The 17,372-nt window shown below is 50.9% G+C and carries 16 protein-coding genes; 10 read left to right on the top strand and 6 right to left on the bottom strand.

What is annotated here, in order from left to right:
* Positions 1-143: 143 nt before the first annotated feature.
* The 4 genes from gyrB to dnaA all read right to left on the bottom strand — a co-directional run bounded on the left by gyrB (position 144) and on the right by dnaA (position 6,314).
* Positions 144-2,558: a DNA topoisomerase (ATP-hydrolyzing) subunit B gene (gene gyrB, locus LG384_RS17655; RefSeq protein WP_045448955.1), complete on the bottom strand. Its 2,415-nt coding sequence runs from the start codon at positions 2,556-2,558 to the stop codon at positions 144-146.
* Between the two features lie 28 nt (positions 2,559-2,586).
* A complete protein-coding gene (recF, locus tag LG384_RS17650; RefSeq protein WP_045448956.1) occupies positions 2,587-3,660 on the bottom strand; it encodes a DNA replication/repair protein RecF in 1,074 nt (357 codons plus the stop codon).
* A 145-nt stretch (positions 3,661-3,805) separates the two neighbouring features.
* A complete protein-coding gene (gene dnaN / locus LG384_RS17645) occupies positions 3,806-4,906 on the bottom strand; it encodes a DNA polymerase III subunit beta (protein WP_045448958.1) in 1,101 nt (366 codons plus the stop codon).
* 4 nt (positions 4,907-4,910) lie between these two features.
* Positions 4,911-6,314, bottom strand: coding sequence for a chromosomal replication initiator protein DnaA (gene dnaA / locus LG384_RS17640; protein ID WP_045448960.1), 1,404 nt, complete (start codon positions 6,312-6,314; stop codon positions 4,911-4,913).
* Positions 6,315-6,920: 606 nt separating this feature from the next.
* Here dnaA and rpmH point away from each other — a divergent pair.
* The 5 genes from rpmH (at position 6,921) to mnmE (ending at position 10,745) form a co-directional block, all read left to right on the top strand.
* The gene (gene rpmH, locus LG384_RS17635) at positions 6,921-7,061 is read left to right on the top strand and encodes a 50S ribosomal protein L34 (protein WP_003023858.1); all 141 of its coding nucleotides are present in this window, start codon (positions 6,921-6,923) and stop codon (positions 7,059-7,061) included.
* Positions 7,062-7,078: 17 nt separating this feature from the next.
* Entirely contained in the window at positions 7,079-7,438 is a 360-nt protein-coding gene (gene rnpA / locus LG384_RS17630; RefSeq protein ID WP_045448963.1) for a ribonuclease P protein component, read from the top strand.
* Complete coding sequence (gene yidD / locus LG384_RS17625) at positions 7,402-7,659, top strand: membrane protein insertion efficiency factor YidD (RefSeq protein ID WP_003023846.1); 258 nt, start codon at positions 7,402-7,404, stop codon at positions 7,657-7,659. The genes rnpA and yidD overlap by 37 nt, the downstream gene beginning before the upstream one ends.
* A 2-nt stretch (positions 7,660-7,661) precedes the next feature.
* On the top strand, positions 7,662-9,308 hold the full coding sequence (gene yidC, locus LG384_RS17620) for a membrane protein insertase YidC (protein ID WP_045448966.1): 1,647 nt from the start codon (positions 7,662-7,664) through the stop codon (positions 9,306-9,308).
* Between the two features lie 72 nt (positions 9,309-9,380).
* Positions 9,381-10,745 (top strand): tRNA uridine-5-carboxymethylaminomethyl(34) synthesis GTPase MnmE, encoded by a 1,365-nt coding sequence (gene mnmE / locus LG384_RS17615; RefSeq protein ID WP_045448968.1) that lies wholly within the window; start codon positions 9,381-9,383, stop codon positions 10,743-10,745.
* A gap of 110 nt (positions 10,746-10,855) precedes the next feature.
* On the opposite strand, the gene LG384_RS17610 is transcribed toward mnmE, so the two are convergent.
* Entirely contained in the window at positions 10,856-11,122 is a 267-nt protein-coding gene (locus LG384_RS17610; RefSeq protein ID WP_045448970.1) for a hypothetical protein, read from the bottom strand.
* A 23-nt stretch (positions 11,123-11,145) separates the two neighbouring features.
* Positions 11,146-11,469, bottom strand: a complete 324-nt coding sequence (locus tag LG384_RS17605; RefSeq protein WP_052369298.1) for a hypothetical protein — start codon at positions 11,467-11,469, stop codon at positions 11,146-11,148.
* Positions 11,470-11,817: 348 nt separating this feature from the next.
* On the opposite strand from LG384_RS17605, the gene LG384_RS17600 reads away from it, so the two are divergent.
* The 5 genes from LG384_RS17600 (at position 11,818) to LG384_RS17580 (ending at position 17,190) form a co-directional block, all read left to right on the top strand.
* Positions 11,818-13,455 (top strand): hypothetical protein, encoded by a 1,638-nt coding sequence (locus LG384_RS17600; RefSeq protein ID WP_200011121.1) that lies wholly within the window; start codon positions 11,818-11,820, stop codon positions 13,453-13,455.
* Positions 13,456-13,566: 111 nt separating this feature from the next.
* A complete protein-coding gene (locus tag LG384_RS17595; RefSeq protein WP_225761323.1) occupies positions 13,567-14,748 on the top strand; it encodes an MFS transporter in 1,182 nt (393 codons plus the stop codon).
* Positions 14,717-15,676, top strand: coding sequence for an HTH-type transcriptional regulator YidZ (gene yidZ / locus LG384_RS17590; RefSeq protein ID WP_045448976.1), 960 nt, complete (start codon positions 14,717-14,719; stop codon positions 15,674-15,676). The genes LG384_RS17595 and yidZ overlap by 32 nt, the downstream gene beginning before the upstream one ends.
* Positions 15,677-15,843: 167 nt before the next feature.
* A complete protein-coding gene (locus LG384_RS17585; RefSeq protein ID WP_225761322.1) occupies positions 15,844-16,593 on the top strand; it encodes a 4'-phosphopantetheinyl transferase superfamily protein in 750 nt (249 codons plus the stop codon).
* A 30-nt stretch (positions 16,594-16,623) separates the two neighbouring features.
* Positions 16,624-17,190, top strand: coding sequence for an NADPH-dependent FMN reductase (locus tag LG384_RS17580; RefSeq protein ID WP_045448979.1), 567 nt, complete (start codon positions 16,624-16,626; stop codon positions 17,188-17,190).
* Positions 17,191-17,372 lie beyond the last annotated feature (182 nt).

The raw sequence follows: 17,372 nt of genomic DNA, 5'->3' as shown, positions 1-17,372 counted from the left end.
TGAGTCCATCCTCATGCTAACGCGATTCCGCTCAAAAAACAGCAACGAAAAAGGGATAGGAAGAGGAACCAGGATTCCCCTTTTGTGGGCAAAAAAATACCCGGTTGCACAACACAACCGGGTAGATTCATCCAGGATAACGATTAGATATCGATGTTTGCCGCTTTCAGGGCGTTCTCTTCGATAAACGCACGACGCGGTTCAACGGCGTCACCCATCAACGTAGTGAACAACTGGTCAGCAGCAATCGCGTCTTTCACCGTCACGCGCAGCATGCGGCGGCTTTCCGGATCCATGGTGGTTTCCCACAGCTGTTCCGGGTTCATTTCACCCAGACCTTTATAACGCTGAATAGACAAACCACGACGGGACTCTTTCACCAGCCAGTCCAGTGCCTGCTCGAAGCTGGCAACAGGCTGACGACGCTCACCACGTTCGATAAACGCATCGTCTTCGATCAGGCCGCGCAGTTTCTCACCCAACGTGCAAAGACGACGGTATTCACCACCAGTCACAAACTCATGCTCCAGCGGGTAATCGGTATCAACACCGTGAGTACGTACGCGGATCACCGGTTCGAACAGGTTCAGTTCAGCGTCCTTACGCACGATGCTATTCCAGGTGCTACCGTGCATTTCATTTTCATTCAGCACGTTAACCAGCTGAGAAACCCAGGCCGTTACTTTAGCTTCATCAGCCAGATCGGCTTCAGCCAGCGTCGGTTGGTACACCAGTTCCTTCAGCAGTGAGCGAGGATAGCGACGCTCCATGCGACCAATCATTTTCTGCGTAGCATTGTACTCAGAGACCAGTTTTTCCAGTGCTTCACCTGCCAGCGCCGGAGCGTGGGCATTTGTATGCAACGTAGCACCATCAAGGGCGATAGAGATCTGGTATTGATCCATCGCTTCATCATCTTTGATGTACTGTTCCTGCTTCCCTTTCTTCACTTTGTACAGCGGCGGCTGGGCAATGTAGACGTGGCCACGCTCTACGATTTCCGGCATCTGACGATAGAAGAAGGTCAACAGCAGCGTACGGATGTGCGAGCCGTCGACGTCCGCATCGGTCATGATGATAATGCTGTGGTAGCGCAGTTTATCCGGGTTGTACTCGTCGCGACCGATGCCGCAACCGAGCGCAGTAATCAGCGTCGCCACTTCCTGAGAAGAAAGCATCTTGTCGAAGCGTGCCTTCTCAACGTTGAGGATTTTACCTTTCAGCGGCAGAATCGCCTGGTTCTTACGGTTACGTCCCTGCTTCGCAGAGCCGCCCGCGGAGTCCCCTTCCACCAGGTACAGTTCAGAGTGGGCCGGGTCACGCTCCTGACAGTCTGCCAGTTTGCCCGGCAGACCCGCTAAGTCCAGCGCGCCTTTACGGCGAGTCATTTCACGAGCACGACGTGCAGCTTCGCGCGCGCGCGCAGCGTCGATGATTTTGCCAACGACGATTTTCGCGTCCGACGGATTTTCCAGCAGGTATTCGCTCAGCAGTTCGTTCATCTGCTGTTCTACCGCTGATTTAACCTCGGAGGAGACCAGCTTGTCTTTGGTCTGCGAAGAGAATTTCGGATCCGGCACTTTTACGGAAACAACGGCAATCAAACCTTCACGGGCATCGTCACCAGTGGCACTGACTTTCGCTTTTTTGCTGTAGCCTTCTTTGTCCATGTAGGCGTTCAGAGTACGGGTCATCGCCGCACGGAAGCCTGCAAGGTGAGTACCGCCATCACGCTGCGGAATGTTGTTGGTGAAGCAGTAGATGTTTTCCTGGAAACCATCATTCCACTGCAGCGCAACTTCAACGCCGATACCGTCTTTTTCAGTAGAGAAGTAGAAGATATTCGGGTGGATCGGCGTTTTATTTTTGTTGAGGTATTCAACAAACGCCTTAATGCCGCCTTCGTAGTGGAAATGGTCTTCTTTGCCGTCGCGCTTATCACGCAGGCGGATGGATACGCCGGAGTTCAGGAATGACAGCTCGCGCAGGCGTTTCGCCAGAATATCGTATTCAAATTCAACGACATTGGTGAAAGTTTCATGGCTTGGCCAGAAACGTACCTGGGTACCCGTAGCTTCGGTCTCACCGGTTACCGCCAGCGGCGCTTGCGGCACGCCGTGCACGTAAGTTTGCTGATGCACTTTGCCTTCACGACGAATCACCAGCTCCAGTTTCTGCGACAGGGCGTTAACCACGGAAACACCTACGCCGTGCAGACCGCCGGACACTTTATAAGAGTTATCATCGAATTTACCGCCTGCGTGCAGAACGGTCATGATAACTTCTGCCGCCGAAACGCCCTCTTCAGGGTGAATCCCGGTTGGGATACCACGGCCATCATCGGTAACGGACACGGAGTTGTCAGCGTGAATCGTCACGACGATATCTTTACAGTGACCCGCGAGCGCTTCGTCGATAGCGTTATCTACCACCTCGAATACCATGTGGTGCAGACCGGTGCCGTCATCCGTGTCGCCGATATACATACCCGGGCGCTTACGCACCGCATCCAGTCCTTTCAGGACTTTGATACTGGAGGAGTCATAAGAATTCGACATCAACGTTTCTCGCTCATTTTATCTTGGGTTAATCCGTTATTTTACCCTTTTCCACGGTGAACATCTTCGAATTTTTGTCCGACATGTCCAGAACGTGTTCAGCGCTAATTGCGCTGACAAAGACCTGAGATTGCGTGGCTTTTAAGCGACTGGCAAGCAGTCCGCGGCGCGCATCATCCAGTTCAGAGGCAAAATCATCTATCAGGTACAGGCAGCGCCGTCCGCTTTCACGGGTCAGGAACTCCCCTTGCGCCAGACGCAAGGCGCACATCAGCAGCTTTAACTGTCCACGAGACAACGTATCTTCCACCGGCGCACCGTCAGCGCGTATACGGAAATCCGCTTTATGCGGACCGTGCGCGGTGTAAGTCAACATGCGGTCACGTTCAAAACTGCGTTCCAGCACCTCTGCGTAATCAGTCTCTTTCTCCCAGCCACGCTGGAAAGAGAAAGAGAGAGAGAACTCGGGAAGAAACTGCTGGCAGGTATCCGCCATATCCTGCGCGATACCGGCGCTGTACTCCGCGCGCCAGGTACTGATTTGTTCCGCCAGCGGGATCAGTTCTTTATCCCACGGACGTAGTTGCTCATAACGACTCACCTGGCGCAGCGCCGCATTGCGCTGCTTGAGCAGACGCTTAAGGTTGCTCCAGGCGGTGAAAAATCCGGCTTCATTGTGAAAGCACCCCCAGTCAAGGAATGCTCTCCTGTATTTGGGGCCGCCGTTGAGTAAAGTAAACCCCTCAGGCGTAATCAGCTGCATTGGCATCAGGTGTGCCAGTTCTGCAACCTTATGACCGTCGGTGCCGTCAATGCGCACTTTGCTGTCACCCAGCTTATCTTTTGTCAGGCCAATCGACGTTTCACGCTCCGTACCCTGCAAACGCCCGTGTAATACAAACGACTCCTGCTCGTGACGAATGACACGACCAATCTGCAAACTGCGAAACGCCCGACCGTGGCCCAGCGTATAGATAGCTTCCAGCACGCTGGTTTTGCCGCTGCCGTTAGCTCCTACCAGGAAGTTAAAGCCAGGAGATAAAGCAAGATCCGCGCTTTCAATATTGCGGAAATCTTTAATGAGAAGGCGCGTTAGTGACATATCAGGGTTTCTTCAGGCCAGGGCGATCGGCGCAGCCAGCTTCAACGCGGCCTGCGCACAGCCCCTGGAGCGTACACGAAGTACGTGACAGGGGCGAGCACAGCCCAGGTTGAAAATGGCAAGTAAGATAGCCCGCTATTTTCCACTACAGTCTCATTGGCATAACAACATAGGCAGCCGACTGTGATGCGGCATCTTCAATCTGCACGCTGGAAACAGAATCAGTCAGCATAATACGGACGTTTTCGCACTTCAGTGCGTTCAGTACATCCAGCACGTAGCTAACATTGAAGCCGATTTCCATTTCAGTTCCTGGGTAGGTGACGTCGAGGATCTCTTCTGCTTCTTCCTGTTCCGGGTTGTTCGCCGTGATTTTGAGCTGATTCTCACTGACGTACAGACGCACGCCGCGGAACTTCTCATTAGAGAGGATCGCCGCACGGGCAAATGCCTGCTTGAGAATATCGCAGCCTGCTTCCAGGTGTTTGTCCGGGTTCTTCGGTAGCACGCGGCGATAATCCGGGAAACGACCGTCAACCAGCTTGGAAGTGAAAATAAAGTCACCGACGTGTGCTCGGATGTTGTTGCTGCCAATTTGCACTCGCAGCGGGTTGTCGCCGCCGTCAAGCATACGCATCAGCTCAATAACACCTTTACGCGGCACAATCACCGAATGGTTGGGCAGAGATTGTCCAACCGGCATAGAGCAGACTGCCAGACGGTGACCATCGGTCGCCACGGTACGCAACTCTTCACCTTCGGTTTCAAACAGCATGCCGTTTAAGTAATAGCGCACGTCCTGATGAGCCATTGAAAACTGCGTGGCCTCAATCAGGCGCTTCATTGTGGCCTGCGGTAGGGTGAATTCAACTTCGCTCTGCCAGTCATCCAGATTCGGAAAGTCGGCGGCAGGTAGCGTGGAAAGTGAGAAACGGCTGCGGCCAGAACGCACCAGCATGCGGTCGCCTTCCAGTTGAACGGCGATTTCAGCCCCTTCCGGCAGCCCACGACAAATGTCGAAAAATTTACGTGCCGGAACGGTAGTCGCACCTGGTTCATGAGGCTGAATCAGCGCAACGCGTGCCACCATTTCCATTTCAAGATCGGTACCGGTCAGAGAAAGCGTACCATCCGCAACCTGTAGCAACAGATTTCCGAGAATCGGCAGTGTAGGACGACCACCCAGCGGGCCGCTGACCTGCTGAAGCGGTTTTAATAAATGTTCACGTTCAACGGTAAATTTCATAGCGTCACGAAGATAATGTTCTGATTAAATTGGAGAAATCTTCTTTAATATCATGGCTTTCTTCACGCAACTGCTCAATCTTGCGGCAGGCATGAAGCACGGTAGTATGGTCACGCCCACCAAACGCGTCGCCAATTTCCGGCAGACTGTGGTTGGTGAGCTCTTTTGCCAGCGCCATCGCCATCTGACGCGGGCGAGCTACCGAGCGAGATCGACGCTTAGAAAGCAGATCCGCAATTTTGATTTTGTAGTACTCCGCCACCGTCTTTTGGATATTGTCGATGGTGACCAGTTTTTCCTGCAATGCCAGCAGATCGCGCAGCGCTTCACGCACAAAGTCGATAGTGATCGCCCGGCCGGTAAAGTTGGCGTTGGCAATCACTCGGTTCAGTGCGCCTTCCAGTTCACGCACGTTAGAGCGTAGACGCTTGGCAATAAAGAACGCCACCTCGCCCGGCAGACGAATGTCGTTTTCGTCCGCTTTCTTCATCAGGATCGCCACTCGCGTTTCCAGCTCTGGCGGTTCGATCGCGACAGTCAGTCCCCAGCCGAAGCGGGATTTCAGACGATCTTCAACACCGTTGATCTCTTTCGGATAGCGATCCGATGTCAGGATGATCTGCTGATTACCTTCCAATAGGGCATTGAAGGTGTGGAAAAACTCTTCCTGAGATCGTTCTTTGTTGGCAAAGAATTGAATATCGTCAATCAGCAACGCATCAACAGAACGGTAGTAGCGTTTAAACTCTTCGATCGCATTGTTTTGCAGGGCCTTAACCATGTCCTGGACAAAACGCTCGGAGTGCATATACACCACTTTCGCATTCGGCTTGCGTGCCATGATCCCGTTACCGACGGCATGCAACAGGTGGGTTTTACCCAGGCCCGTACCGCCATACAGGAATAAAGGATTGTAGGCACCGCCAGGATTGTCCGCCACCTGACGTGCCGCCGCGCGCGCCAGTTGGTTAGATTTACCTTCAACGAAGTTATCAAACGTATGTTTGACGTTAACGTTAGAGCGATAGGTGTGTTCTGCCGGAGCGGGGACGTTATCCCAGCCCGGGCGCGCCGCCGGTGCGGCACGTTGCGGCTGTACTTGTTGCGCGACATACGCAGGCGCCACAACGTTATTAACCGGCGTCTTCAGCGTTTGCGTGACGGGTTTTGTACCGACTTCAAAACGCAGCTGCGGGGCATCCGCACCACAGAAGCTATTCAGTAATCCATTGATGTTGTTAAGGTATTTATCCCTTACCCAATCGAGCACAAAACGGTTTGGCGCATACAAAGCCAGCGTGTTATCGCTCAGTTCCGCCTGCAACGGGCGTATCCACATACTGAATTCTGTGGCTGGTAACTCATCCTGCAATCGGGCAAGACACTGCTGCCAAAGCGAAAGTGACACGGCGGACTCCACTCGAACAAAAGTCGATAAATGACAAAGGCTGAAACATTCATGATTGTTGGCGCACGTCGAAAAGACCCTGCAAGAGGGTGACGCACGAACCGCTGTCTGCGGTTATATGCCCGATCAGGATCCAATGAAACGATCAGGACCGCGGATCATAGCCTAAACTGCGCGAGAGATCTTCTGTTTCTCACAGATTCTTCCCGATTTATCCACAGGATGATCCAGAATCGGCTAAGTGTAAACGATCCTGGAGAAGTGCTGCAGGTTTTCGCGCGCATATTGAAAAAATTAATGAGCAAAGCGGCTTTTTTGCTTAAACGATCTAATAAAGATCCCGGGCGATCCTTGCGCTTTATCCGCCAGCCCGTATAATTCTTACCCCCAGCGAGTAACGGTCGCCTCACGGCGTCAACGCTGCCTGTTTTTTACGCGAAACCATGCGGAAAAAAGCGGGAAATAAGGAAAGAGAATTGACTCCGGAGTGTACAATTATTACAATCCGGCCTCTTTAATCACCCACACTGTGGCGTAAGTCGTTCGATATTCGTTCGGGTATACGCAAAAGTCAGTGAATTTATTCAAGTTTAGGTAGAAATCGCCATGAAACGCACTTTTCAACCGTCTGTACTGAAGCGCAACCGTTCTCACGGCTTCCGTGCTCGTATGGCTAATAAAAATGGTCGTCAGGTTCTGGCACGTCGTCGTGCTAAAGGCCGTTCTCGTCTGACCGTTTCTAAGTAATAAAAGCTAGCCCCTGAGTGGTTAAGCTCGCATTTCCCAGGGAGTTACGTTTGTTAACTCCCACTCATTTCACATTCGTCTTCCAGCAGCCACAACGGGCTGGCACGCCGCAAATCACCATCCTCGGCCGCCTGAATTCGCTGGGGCATCCCCGTATCGGTCTTACAGTCGCCAAGAAAAACGTTCGACGCGCACATGAACGCAATCGGATTAAACGTCTGACGCGTGAAAGTTTTCGTCTTCGTCAGCACGAACTTCCAGCGATGGATTTCGTGGTGGTGGCTAAAAAAGGGGTTGCTGACCTCGATAACCGTGCTCTCTCGGAAGCGTTGGAAAAATTATGGCGTCGCCATTGTCGCCTGGCTCGCGGGTCCTGATAGCCCTCATTCGGGTCTATCAACGCCTTATCAGTCCGCTGCTTGGGCCGCATTGCCGTTTCACTCCAACCTGTTCGAGCTACGGAATTGAGGCATTGCGCAGGTTTGGAGTGATAAAAGGCAGTTGGTTGACGGTGAAACGCGTATTAAAATGCCACCCTTTACACCCTGGTGGTGACGATCCCGTCCCGCCCGGACCATTTGATACCAGAGAACACTAACGATGGATTCGCAACGCAATCTTTTAGTCATCGCTTTGCTGTTCGTGTCTTTCATGATCTGGCAAGCCTGGGAGCAGGATAAAAATCCTCAACCTCAAGCTCAACAGACCACGCAGACAACGACCACCGCAGCGGGTAGCGCCGCCGACCAGGGCGTACCGGCCAGTGGCCAGGGGAAACTGATTACGGTTAAGACTGACGTGCTTGATCTGACCATCAACACCCGTGGTGGTGATGTGGAACAGGCCTCGCTGCCAGCTTACCCGAAAGAACTCGGTTCTACCGAGCCGTTCCAGTTACTGGAAACCACGCCACAGTTCATCTATCAGGCGCAAAGTGGCCTGACAGGTCGCGATGGCCCGGATAACCCGGCTAACGGCCCGCGTCCGCTGTACAACGTCGAAAAAGACGCCTTTGTACTGGCTGACGGTCAGAACGAACTGCAGATCCCGATGACCTATACTGACGCAGCGGGCAACACATTCACTAAAACGTTTGTCCTCAAGCGTGGTGAATATGCTGTCAACGTTAACTACAGCGTGCAGAACGCCAGCGAGAAACCGCTGGAAGTCTCCACCTTTGGTCAGCTGAAGCAATCCATCAATCTGCCATCTCATCGTGACACTGGTAGCAGCAACTTTGCGCTGCACACCTTCCGTGGCGCAGCGTACTCCACGCCTGATGAGAAGTATGAAAAATACAAGTTCGACACCATTGCTGAAAACGAAAACCTGAACGTCAATGCTAAAGACGGCTGGGTAGCAATGCTGCAACAGTATTTTGCAACGGCATGGGTTCCGCGTAACGACGGCACCAATAACTTCTACACCGCTAATCTGGGTAACGGCATTGCCGCTATCGGCTATAAATCTCAGCCGGTACTGGTACAGCCTGGCCAGACTGGTGCGATGACCAGCACCCTGTGGGTTGGTCCGGAAATTCAGGATAAAATGGCGGCAGTTGCTCCGCACCTGGATCTGACCGTGGATTACGGCTGGCTGTGGTTCATCTCCCAACCTCTGTTCAAACTGCTGAAGTTCATCCACAGCTTCCTGGGTAACTGGGGCTTCTCCATCATCGTTATCACCTTTATCGTTCGTGGCATCATGTACCCGCTGACCAAAGCGCAGTACACCTCCATGGCGAAGATGCGTATGCTGCAGCCGAAGATTCAGGCAATGCGTGAGCGTCTGGGCGATGACAAACAGCGTCAGAGCCAGGAAATGATGGCACTGTACAAAGCTGAGAAGGTTAACCCACTGGGTGGCTGTTTCCCTCTGATCATCCAGATGCCAATCTTCCTGGCGTTGTACTACATGCTGATGGGATCCATTGAACTGCGTCATGCGCCGTTCGCTCTGTGGATCCATGACCTGTCTGCACAGGACCCGTACTACATCCTGCCGATCCTGATGGGCGTGACGATGTTCTTCATTCAGAAGATGTCTCCGACCACAGTGACCGACCCGATGCAGCAGAAGATCATGACCTTTATGCCGGTCATCTTCACCGTGTTCTTCCTGTGGTTCCCGTCAGGTCTGGTGCTGTACTATATCGTCAGCAACCTGGTAACCATTATTCAGCAGCAGTTGATTTACCGTGGTCTGGAGAAGCGTGGCCTGCATAGCCGCGAGAAGAAAAACTCCTGATTCGGTGAGTTAACGCTAAAATAAGGGCGGTCAGATGACCGCCTTTTTTATTTGTATTCAGCGAGACATATCATGAGCCATAACGACACCATCGTCGCTCAGGCAACCCCACCGGGACGTGGTGGTGTGGGTATTCTGCGTATCTCCGGCCTTAAAGCGCGCGAAGTCGCCGAAACCGTACTGGGCAAACTGCCAAAACCGCGTTATGCAGACTATCTGCCATTTAAAGACGCAGATGGCAGTGCGCTGGATCAGGGGATTGCCCTGTGGTTTCCCGGACCGAACTCCTTTACTGGTGAAGATGTTTTAGAGCTTCAGGGTCACGGCGGACCGGTCATTCTCGATCTGCTGTTAAAACGCATTCTGACGATTCCAGGCCTGCGCATTGCCAGACCCGGCGAGTTCTCTGAGCGTGCATTTCTTAACGATAAGCTCGATTTAGCTCAGGCAGAGGCCATTGCCGACCTGATTGATGCCAGCTCGGAACAAGCTGCACGCTCGGCGCTAAACTCGTTGCAAGGTGCATTTTCTTCCCGCGTGAACCACCTTGTGGAAGCACTCACTCACCTGCGCATCTATGTGGAAGCAGCGATTGATTTCCCGGACGAGGAAATAGACTTTCTTTCCGACGGCAAAATTGAAGCGCAGCTCAATAGCGTCATCAGTGATCTTGATGCTGTTCGTGCCGAAGCGCGTCAGGGCAGCCTGTTGCGTGAAGGGATGAAAGTAGTCATTGCCGGACGTCCTAACGCAGGCAAATCAAGCCTGTTGAACGCACTGGCGGGGCGTGAAGCAGCGATCGTGACCGATATTGCCGGAACCACCCGCGACGTACTGCGCGAGCACATTCATATCGACGGTATGCCGCTGCATATCATCGATACCGCCGGTCTGCGCGATGCAAACGATGAAGTTGAGCGTATTGGTATCGAACGCGCCTGGCAGGAGATAGAACAAGCCGACCGCGTGCTGTTTATGGTTGATGGGACCACCACGAACGCAGTAGATCCAGCAGAAATATGGCCTGACTTTATTGCACGTCTGCCTGCGAAGCTACCGATTACGGTCGTGCGTAACAAAGCGGATATCACTGGCGAAACACTGGGTCTTAGCGAAGTAAATGGCCACTCACTGGTTCGCCTCTCTGCGCGTACCGGCGAAGGCGTGGACGTACTGCGCAACCATCTCAAGCAGAGCATGGGTTTTGAAACAAATATGGAAGGCGGCTTCCTGGCGCGTCGTCGTCATCTGCAAGCCCTGGCTGAAGCGGCAGAGCATCTCCAGCAAGGGAAAGCTCAGTTGCTGGGTGCGTGGGCTGGAGAGTTGCTGGCGGAAGAACTGCGACTGGCGCAACAAAACCTCAGTGAGATAACCGGAGAGTTTACTTCCGACGATCTGCTGGGCAGGATTTTCTCCAGTTTCTGTATTGGTAAGTAAGCGCTAATTTTGGCTTTTAATTTGAGAGAGTGCTTTTGTCGAGAAATTGAAAGCTAGGCGCAAGAAGGTGGAGAACCCATGCTTACCGGGTTCTCCGCCGATCCAAATTATCAGCATTCCATGGCGTCGGGTTCACACTCGTCAGTGAGAGCACGAATTTTATGCTCAGAAATTAACGAGCGCTCACCTGCCAGAAACGATAATTTTTTGTATGACTCAACATCTACTGCAGTTAACGGTGACGGCAATTCAACATTGCGCTCATTCAAGTCATCATTAATTGCACTGGCGATAGTGCCGTCGCTAAAGCCAGCGTGAGTTAATCGGTTGATTTTTTGATAGTTCCACTCACGTAAACCTGCCGCAACAATACCCATAATTAATGCCTCCAAATAATGTGTTAATAAGTTGATGAAGATTTGGCAATACTGCCGGATGTACTGCCGCCAATCACAGCCCCCACAGTTGTTACAACAGCCTTCCCTCCAGCCATACCTAGTCCACCAGAAGCCAAGCTCCCTCCTCCCAACGCAGCGAGCCCCGCTGAAGAGGCTGCGGCACCGCTTAAGGTCCCCCCGGCCACGCCCAATCCCGCAGCACTGACCGCTGCGCCAATAGCCGGGGCCATGGCCGCCGCCGCCCCGCCTGTCGCGAGAGTTGCCGCTACGACAGCAAGAGATTTGAAAGGATTTTCACTAATATAATCAAAGAGATCGCTAAACATACTTATCACCTTTATCAACGTAACAGGCACATGCCTCGTTGAAATCAATGATATTCAACACATTAAATAAATCAAAATATTAAAAAAAATACATAAATTGATAAAAAAAATAAAATATTATGAAAATAAATCATGACTAAAATCTATTTGATATTTAATCTTCAATTAATATTTTTTGAAGTGGATTTCATTTGATATTTTGATGCATACAAAAGACATAGAAGACTTTTCAATCAGTTCCGGAAAATATCATGATTGAGCTTACCGGGTTCTTTCATTTCCCGGCATGACATTTATAAAATTTCGCAGGTTGATTTTGTGATAGAAATCACAAAAAATGGAGAATCAATGGCCCTTTCCGATCATCAAAAACAGGTTTTCCGCACTTTTCTCTCTGGCGAACGCCACCCGTTCCCGGATATATACGATGCGATAAGCGAGCAAATACTCCTTCTTATTTTTAAAGCTCGCCACCTTTATACGCTTCCCGAATGCCGCCATTGGTTTGAAGAACAACATCGCGTCATCACTGCGCTGCAAGATCAAAGCGCTAAAATCAGTGAGATTTATAAATCAGATAACTATGCCGTGGGTGCTGAAGAAGAAAAAGAGGATCCTCTTCTGAACACTCTCGCGTTTATGAGAACACTGTATGAAGGGTTCGATAAAGGTAACGTAAGCCTGAAAACTTGGGGGGAGATGAATCATCCGCCTGAACAACGCCGAGGGCGCTACCAACATCTGATGTCCCTTCATGAGGAATTTATTCGCGACGATCTGTTTGCCATTTTAACTAGCAGTCAAACAGGTTGCCCAGCTATTCCCGTAGAAAAACGGAAAGGCTACTGCCATCAGGATCTTTCAATAGCACATTCACATGGCGACCTGCTATTAGAAAAATTAGATAAGTATTTTTCTATCAATAGATTAGATATTTTATCCGAGACAGTGTTCCATCTCATCGCGGATTATCGGCAAAAACACAGTGCACTCCCCCAATGGCTGACACCATTCGCGGATACCTTCAGCGGATTCGCCATCAGAGGAATACGTGAAAGTCATGATTTTAAAGCCATCAAGGAAGATCTTGAAAAACAAGGTTGCGAACAACTAATTGACAGCGTGCTCACTCAAGGGTCAGAGCACGATGCTCAGCGTATCCTGAACGTTTATATCGGCGTTTATGCTACTGATATTCACCACTGGCTTTTTGACATCCTGCGTTATCTGAAGACACCTCAATCAACGCCCTATCGCTGGAAATTTACAACAATCTCACCTGATAGAACCCAAAAAAACGAAGAAAAAAAAGAACACGAATCTATCAGTTGGGATAGCGAATTTTGCCAAATAACCATAGATCGCAATAACCTATTGGAACTCATTCAAACACACACCCTTTATGATGCGGTGCTCACGCTTGCCGATCGGCTGCTGCATATCTATCGCCCAGCTGCAGAGCAAGAATTACAGAAAAAAGATAGCGTGGCCTCCCTCACTGAGAATGAACAAAAAATCCACAACTCCAATAGTTTTCTGTTTCCTAAATCAAATAGACGTTCGTATGAAGAAAACGTGGGTAATGTGCAAATGTTTGAGGCCTGGCATCAACGAAATACAGTGCTGCTGATCAGCAAAAATATCAAGCGAACGGAAAAAATCACCGTTGCCGAGCGGATTGCAGGACTAAAGAGCTATGATCTCAAAATTGGCGTCCCCTCCGGCAGCAAAATGAAGGTCAAAGACGGTGTTTACGATAAAGTCAAAAGTTACAGCTTTCTGAAATTACCCGATAAATTAAGCCAGGTTTCACTACAGCGATATCACTCCAAAGCGAAAGCTATCATCAATGCGGAGATCGATATGCTATTGCACGCTCAACAAAATAAAAACGCAGAATTTCCCTTCAACGGTGCGACGCATGCCATTAAACCCCTTTGGGCAAAATGCGATTACGCCAATAATACCGAGAAGAGTGAATTGTAATTGAATCGACAACAGTGTTTTCCTATCAGGAAATCACTGTTGTCCAAATGGCAACTCGCACTACTGACTCTCTCCCCGTATTCTTAGCGCCACATTCCTCATGAGGTCGCTATGACACGCTTTCTAATCTGCAGCTTTGCCCTTGTTTTACTCTATCCAGCCGGAATTGATATGTATCTGGTGGGATTACCGCGAATTGCCGCCGATCTGAATGCCAGCGAGGCGCAACTGCACATCGCATTCTCCGTTTATCTTGCCGGGATGGCGACAGCAATGTTATTCGCGGGTAAGGTAGCGGACCAGTCAGGGCGAAAACCAGTGGCTATAGTCGGTGCCCTGATATTCATTTTCGCCTCTGCCCTGTGCTCCTTTGCCGAAAGTGGCTCGCCATTCCTGGTAGGGCGTTTCATTCAAGGCGTTGGTGCGGGCTGCTGCTATGTAGTGGCGTTTGCGATACTGCGCGATACGCTGGACGATCGCCGTCGGGCGAAGGTGCTGTCATTGTTGAACGGTATCACCTGTATCGTGCCAGTTCTGGCTCCGGTGATGGGGCACCTGATCATGCTCAAATACCCCTGGCAGAGCCTGTTCTATACGATGATGGGCATGGGCGTAGTCGTTTGTCTGCTCTCAGTGTTTATCCTGCGGGAATCGCGCCCGGCAACGCATTCAACATCTGCGGGAACCAACCAAATCGCAGAGTCGCTGGTGAACCGCTTTTTCCTCAGCCGACTGGCTATTACCACCCTCAGCGTATCTGTGATACTGACCTTTGTGAATACTTCTCCGGTGCTACTGATGGAAGTAATGGGCTTCGACCGTGGTGAATACGCCACCACGATGGCAATGACTGCGGGTATCAGTATGGCAGTATCGTTCTCCACACCGTTCGCACTGAGCCTGTTTAAACCTCGAACTCTGATGCTAACCTCGCAAGGGCTCTTTCTCGCTGCAGGCATCGTGTTAACGCTCGCCAATACGCATGCGCTCACTCTGTTTGGGCTGACTTTAATCTGTGCGGGATTCTCGGTGGGCTTCGGTGTCGCCATGAGCCAGGCGTTGGGGCCATTCTCGCTGCGTGCAGGCGTAGCCAGCTCGACATTAGGCATTGCCCAGGTTTGTGGTTCATCAGTGTGGATTTGGCTGGCCGCTATCCTCGGCCTCGATGCGCTGAATATGCTGATCGGGATTCTGATTGGTTGTAGCATAGTAAGTATCATGCTGATTATCACTGTTGCTCCAGACCGGTCCGCGCCAACTCATGAAGAAATCCCTCAGCAGTCTCGATCTTAATTTACTGCTCTGTCTGCAGCTCCTGATGCAGGAGCGCAGCGTTACCAAAACCGCTAAGCGGATGAGCGTCACGCCCTCGGCGGTCAGTAAATCGTTGTCGAAACTGAGAGCCTGGTTTGATGATCCGTTGTTTGTAAACACCCCACTGGGGCTGACGCCAACGCCGCTGATGGTCAGCATGGAGCAAAACCTGGCGGAGTGGATGCAGATGAGTAACCAACTGCTTGATAAGCCAAACCACGAATCGCCGCGCGGATTGAAGTTTGATCTGGTGGCCGAAACACCGCTGGTGATGATCATGTTCAACACGCTCTCACAGCAGATCTATCAGCGTTATCCACAGGCGACGATCAAAGTGCGCAACTGGGACTACGATTCGCTGGACGCGATTATTCGTGGCGAGGTAGATATCGGTTTTACCGGCCGCGAAAGCCACCCGCGATCGCGCGAACTACTCAGCCTGCTTCCTTTGTCGATCGATTATGAGGTGTTGTTTTCCGATCTCCCGTGCGTCTGGTTGCGCGAGGATCATCCGGCATTGCGGGAAGAGTGGAATCTGGAAACTTTTCTGCGCTATCCCCATATCAGCATTAGCTGGGAGCAGAGCGATACCTGGGCGCTGGACGATGTGCTCCAGGAGATGGGACGCGAACGAAATATCGCATTGTGTCTGCCTGGTTTTGAGCAGTCACTGTTTATGGCCGCGCAACCGGATCACGCGTTGATAGCTACGGCCCCAGTCTACTGTAAGCGCTATAACCAACTTCACCAGCTGCCGCTTGTGGCGCGTCCGATGCCTTTTGATGCTGCGCAGCTTGAGAAGATGCGCGTACCGTTCACCCTCCTTTGGCATAAACGCAACAGCCACAACCCTAAGATCGTCTGGTTAAAAGAGACGATCAAGGCTCTTTATCGCGATATGACCTGACGATCCGCCTCCGATGTTGTTGCAAAATTAACCACGCTGGCTACAGAAATGTAAATGTCGCGTAATGTATTTCGTTTCCGTCTACTTTTTGGGCAGCAAAGCCTGCCTATAAGCCGTGTAAATGTTACTCTGGTAATAATCACGGACCATTAATCACGGAGCGAAAAATGGCGACACATTTTGCCAGAGGGATTCTTACGGAGGGACACCTGGTTTCAGTTCGTCTCCCTTCTCCATGCCACATCGAAGCAAGTAATTTACCGACTCACCGCCGGACACGCTTTCTGGCCTCCAGAAGCCTGCTCGCCGAACTGATGTTTATGCTTTACGGCACAAGCACACTGCCCGACATTGTTATTGAAGCCAAAGGTAAGCCCGTCTTTCGCGATAAAAATCTGCCTGGCTTTTCAATTTCTTATGCCGGAAATATGGTTGGTGTCGTACTGACAACAGAAGGTGCATGTGGTCTGGATATGGAGCTTCAGCGGACGAACAGAGGGTTTAATAATCCACATTCAACCGAAACCTACCATTTCTCCAGTAACGAAAACCTGTGGATCAACAACCAAAGCGATCCGAATGAAGCACGCGCACAACTTATTACTCTGCGCCAGAGCGTACTCAAACTCACCGGTGATGTGTGCAATGACGACCCGCGTGAGCTCCAGCTATTACCCGGTGCCGGGCGTCTGAAATGTGCCCATGCTGCGCAGATCGAAGCCATCTGCGATGCGGAAGATGTATTGGTATGGTCAGTCGCGGTCACGCCGGCCATTGAAAAACTCAAGGTTTGGGAGTTTGATGGTAAACAGGATTGGAAATGTTTGCCTGATATCCAGACTCGCGCTAATGAGCCGACGGGTCGCCTGATCCGGTTTTCACAATTATCCGCAGCAAAGAGCTATACGCTTAACTGATTTAACCTTCATGATGAAACAGGAGTAACCATGTCTGAAACATTGAATGTTGTTACGTTACTGGGGAGCCTGCGCAAAGGTTCATTTAATGGAATGGTTGCCCGTACGCTGCCAAAAATTGCTCCTGCGGGGATGGAAATCAACGCATTACCCTCTATCGGTGATTTTCCTCTGTATGACGCCGATCTGCAGCAAGAAGAGGGTTTTCCAGCAAGCGTAGAAGCACTGGCAGAACAAATCAGGAAAGCCGATGGCGTGGTTATTGTTACGCCGGAATATAACTATTCTGTTCCGGGCGGACTGAAAAATGCCATCGACTGGCTGTCTCGCCTGCCCGATCAACCTCTGGCGGGGAAACCGGTTCTGATTCAGACCAGTTCAATGGGCGGCATCGGCGGTGCTCGCTGTCAGTACCATCTGCGCCAGATTCTGGTATTTCTCGACGCCATGGTTATGAACAAGCCGGAATTTATGGGTGGCGTCATTCAGAACAAAGTTGATCCACAAACCGGAGAAGTGGTTGATCAAAGTACGTTGGATCATCTCACCGGCCAGCTGACTGCTTTTAGCGAATATATTCAGAGAGTTAAAGCATAAAAGAGTTCGCATAATATTCGCAGATGATTGTAAATAATCCAGAAAGAGCCTAATCTTTCTGGATTATCTTATTTCCTGCTATTTATGACTCTGCTCCAGAATTATCCCCTCCTCTGTTTTCTCTCCTGGCAATTTATGGCATAGTTATACCAACTGTTACGGTTGTAATAATATTATTTATA

This window comes from Citrobacter sp. Marseille-Q3906, assembly GCF_916618775.1.
GTDB lineage: Bacteria > Pseudomonadota > Gammaproteobacteria > Enterobacterales > Enterobacteriaceae > Citrobacter > Citrobacter murliniae.
The sequence above is the reverse complement of the archived record's forward strand: the minus strand, read 5'-3'. Positions and strand labels throughout refer to the sequence as shown.

What these genes read in the sequence shown, in the direction of transcription:
- gyrB (WP_045448955.1), bottom strand. Translation starts at nt 2,558, where the DNA reads ATGTCGAATTCTTATGACTCCTCCAGTATCAAAGTCCTGAAAGGACTG.
- recF (WP_045448956.1), bottom strand. Translation starts at nt 3,660, where the DNA reads ATGTCACTAACGCGCCTTCTCATTAAAGATTTCCGCAATATTGAAAGC.
- dnaN (WP_045448958.1), bottom strand. Translation starts at nt 4,906, where the DNA reads ATGAAATTTACCGTTGAACGTGAACATTTATTAAAACCGCTTCAGCAG.
- rpmH (WP_003023858.1), top strand. Translation starts at nt 6,921, where the DNA reads ATGAAACGCACTTTTCAACCGTCTGTACTGAAGCGCAACCGTTCTCAC.
- yidD (WP_003023846.1), top strand. Translation starts at nt 7,402, where the DNA reads ATGGCGTCGCCATTGTCGCCTGGCTCGCGGGTCCTGATAGCCCTCATT.
- yidC (WP_045448966.1), top strand. Translation starts at nt 7,662, where the DNA reads ATGGATTCGCAACGCAATCTTTTAGTCATCGCTTTGCTGTTCGTGTCT.
- mnmE (WP_045448968.1), top strand. Translation starts at nt 9,381, where the DNA reads ATGAGCCATAACGACACCATCGTCGCTCAGGCAACCCCACCGGGACGT.
- LG384_RS17610 (WP_045448970.1), bottom strand. Translation starts at nt 11,122, where the DNA reads ATGGGTATTGTTGCGGCAGGTTTACGTGAGTGGAACTATCAAAAAATC.
- LG384_RS17605 (WP_052369298.1), bottom strand. Translation starts at nt 11,469, where the DNA reads ATGTTTAGCGATCTCTTTGATTATATTAGTGAAAATCCTTTCAAATCT.
- LG384_RS17600 (WP_200011121.1), top strand. Translation starts at nt 11,818, where the DNA reads ATGGCCCTTTCCGATCATCAAAAACAGGTTTTCCGCACTTTTCTCTCT.
- LG384_RS17595 (WP_225761323.1), top strand. Translation starts at nt 13,567, where the DNA reads ATGACACGCTTTCTAATCTGCAGCTTTGCCCTTGTTTTACTCTATCCA.
- yidZ (WP_045448976.1), top strand. Translation starts at nt 14,717, where the DNA reads ATGAAGAAATCCCTCAGCAGTCTCGATCTTAATTTACTGCTCTGTCTG.
- LG384_RS17585 (WP_225761322.1), top strand. Translation starts at nt 15,844, where the DNA reads ATGGCGACACATTTTGCCAGAGGGATTCTTACGGAGGGACACCTGGTT.
- LG384_RS17580 (WP_045448979.1), top strand. Translation starts at nt 16,624, where the DNA reads ATGTCTGAAACATTGAATGTTGTTACGTTACTGGGGAGCCTGCGCAAA.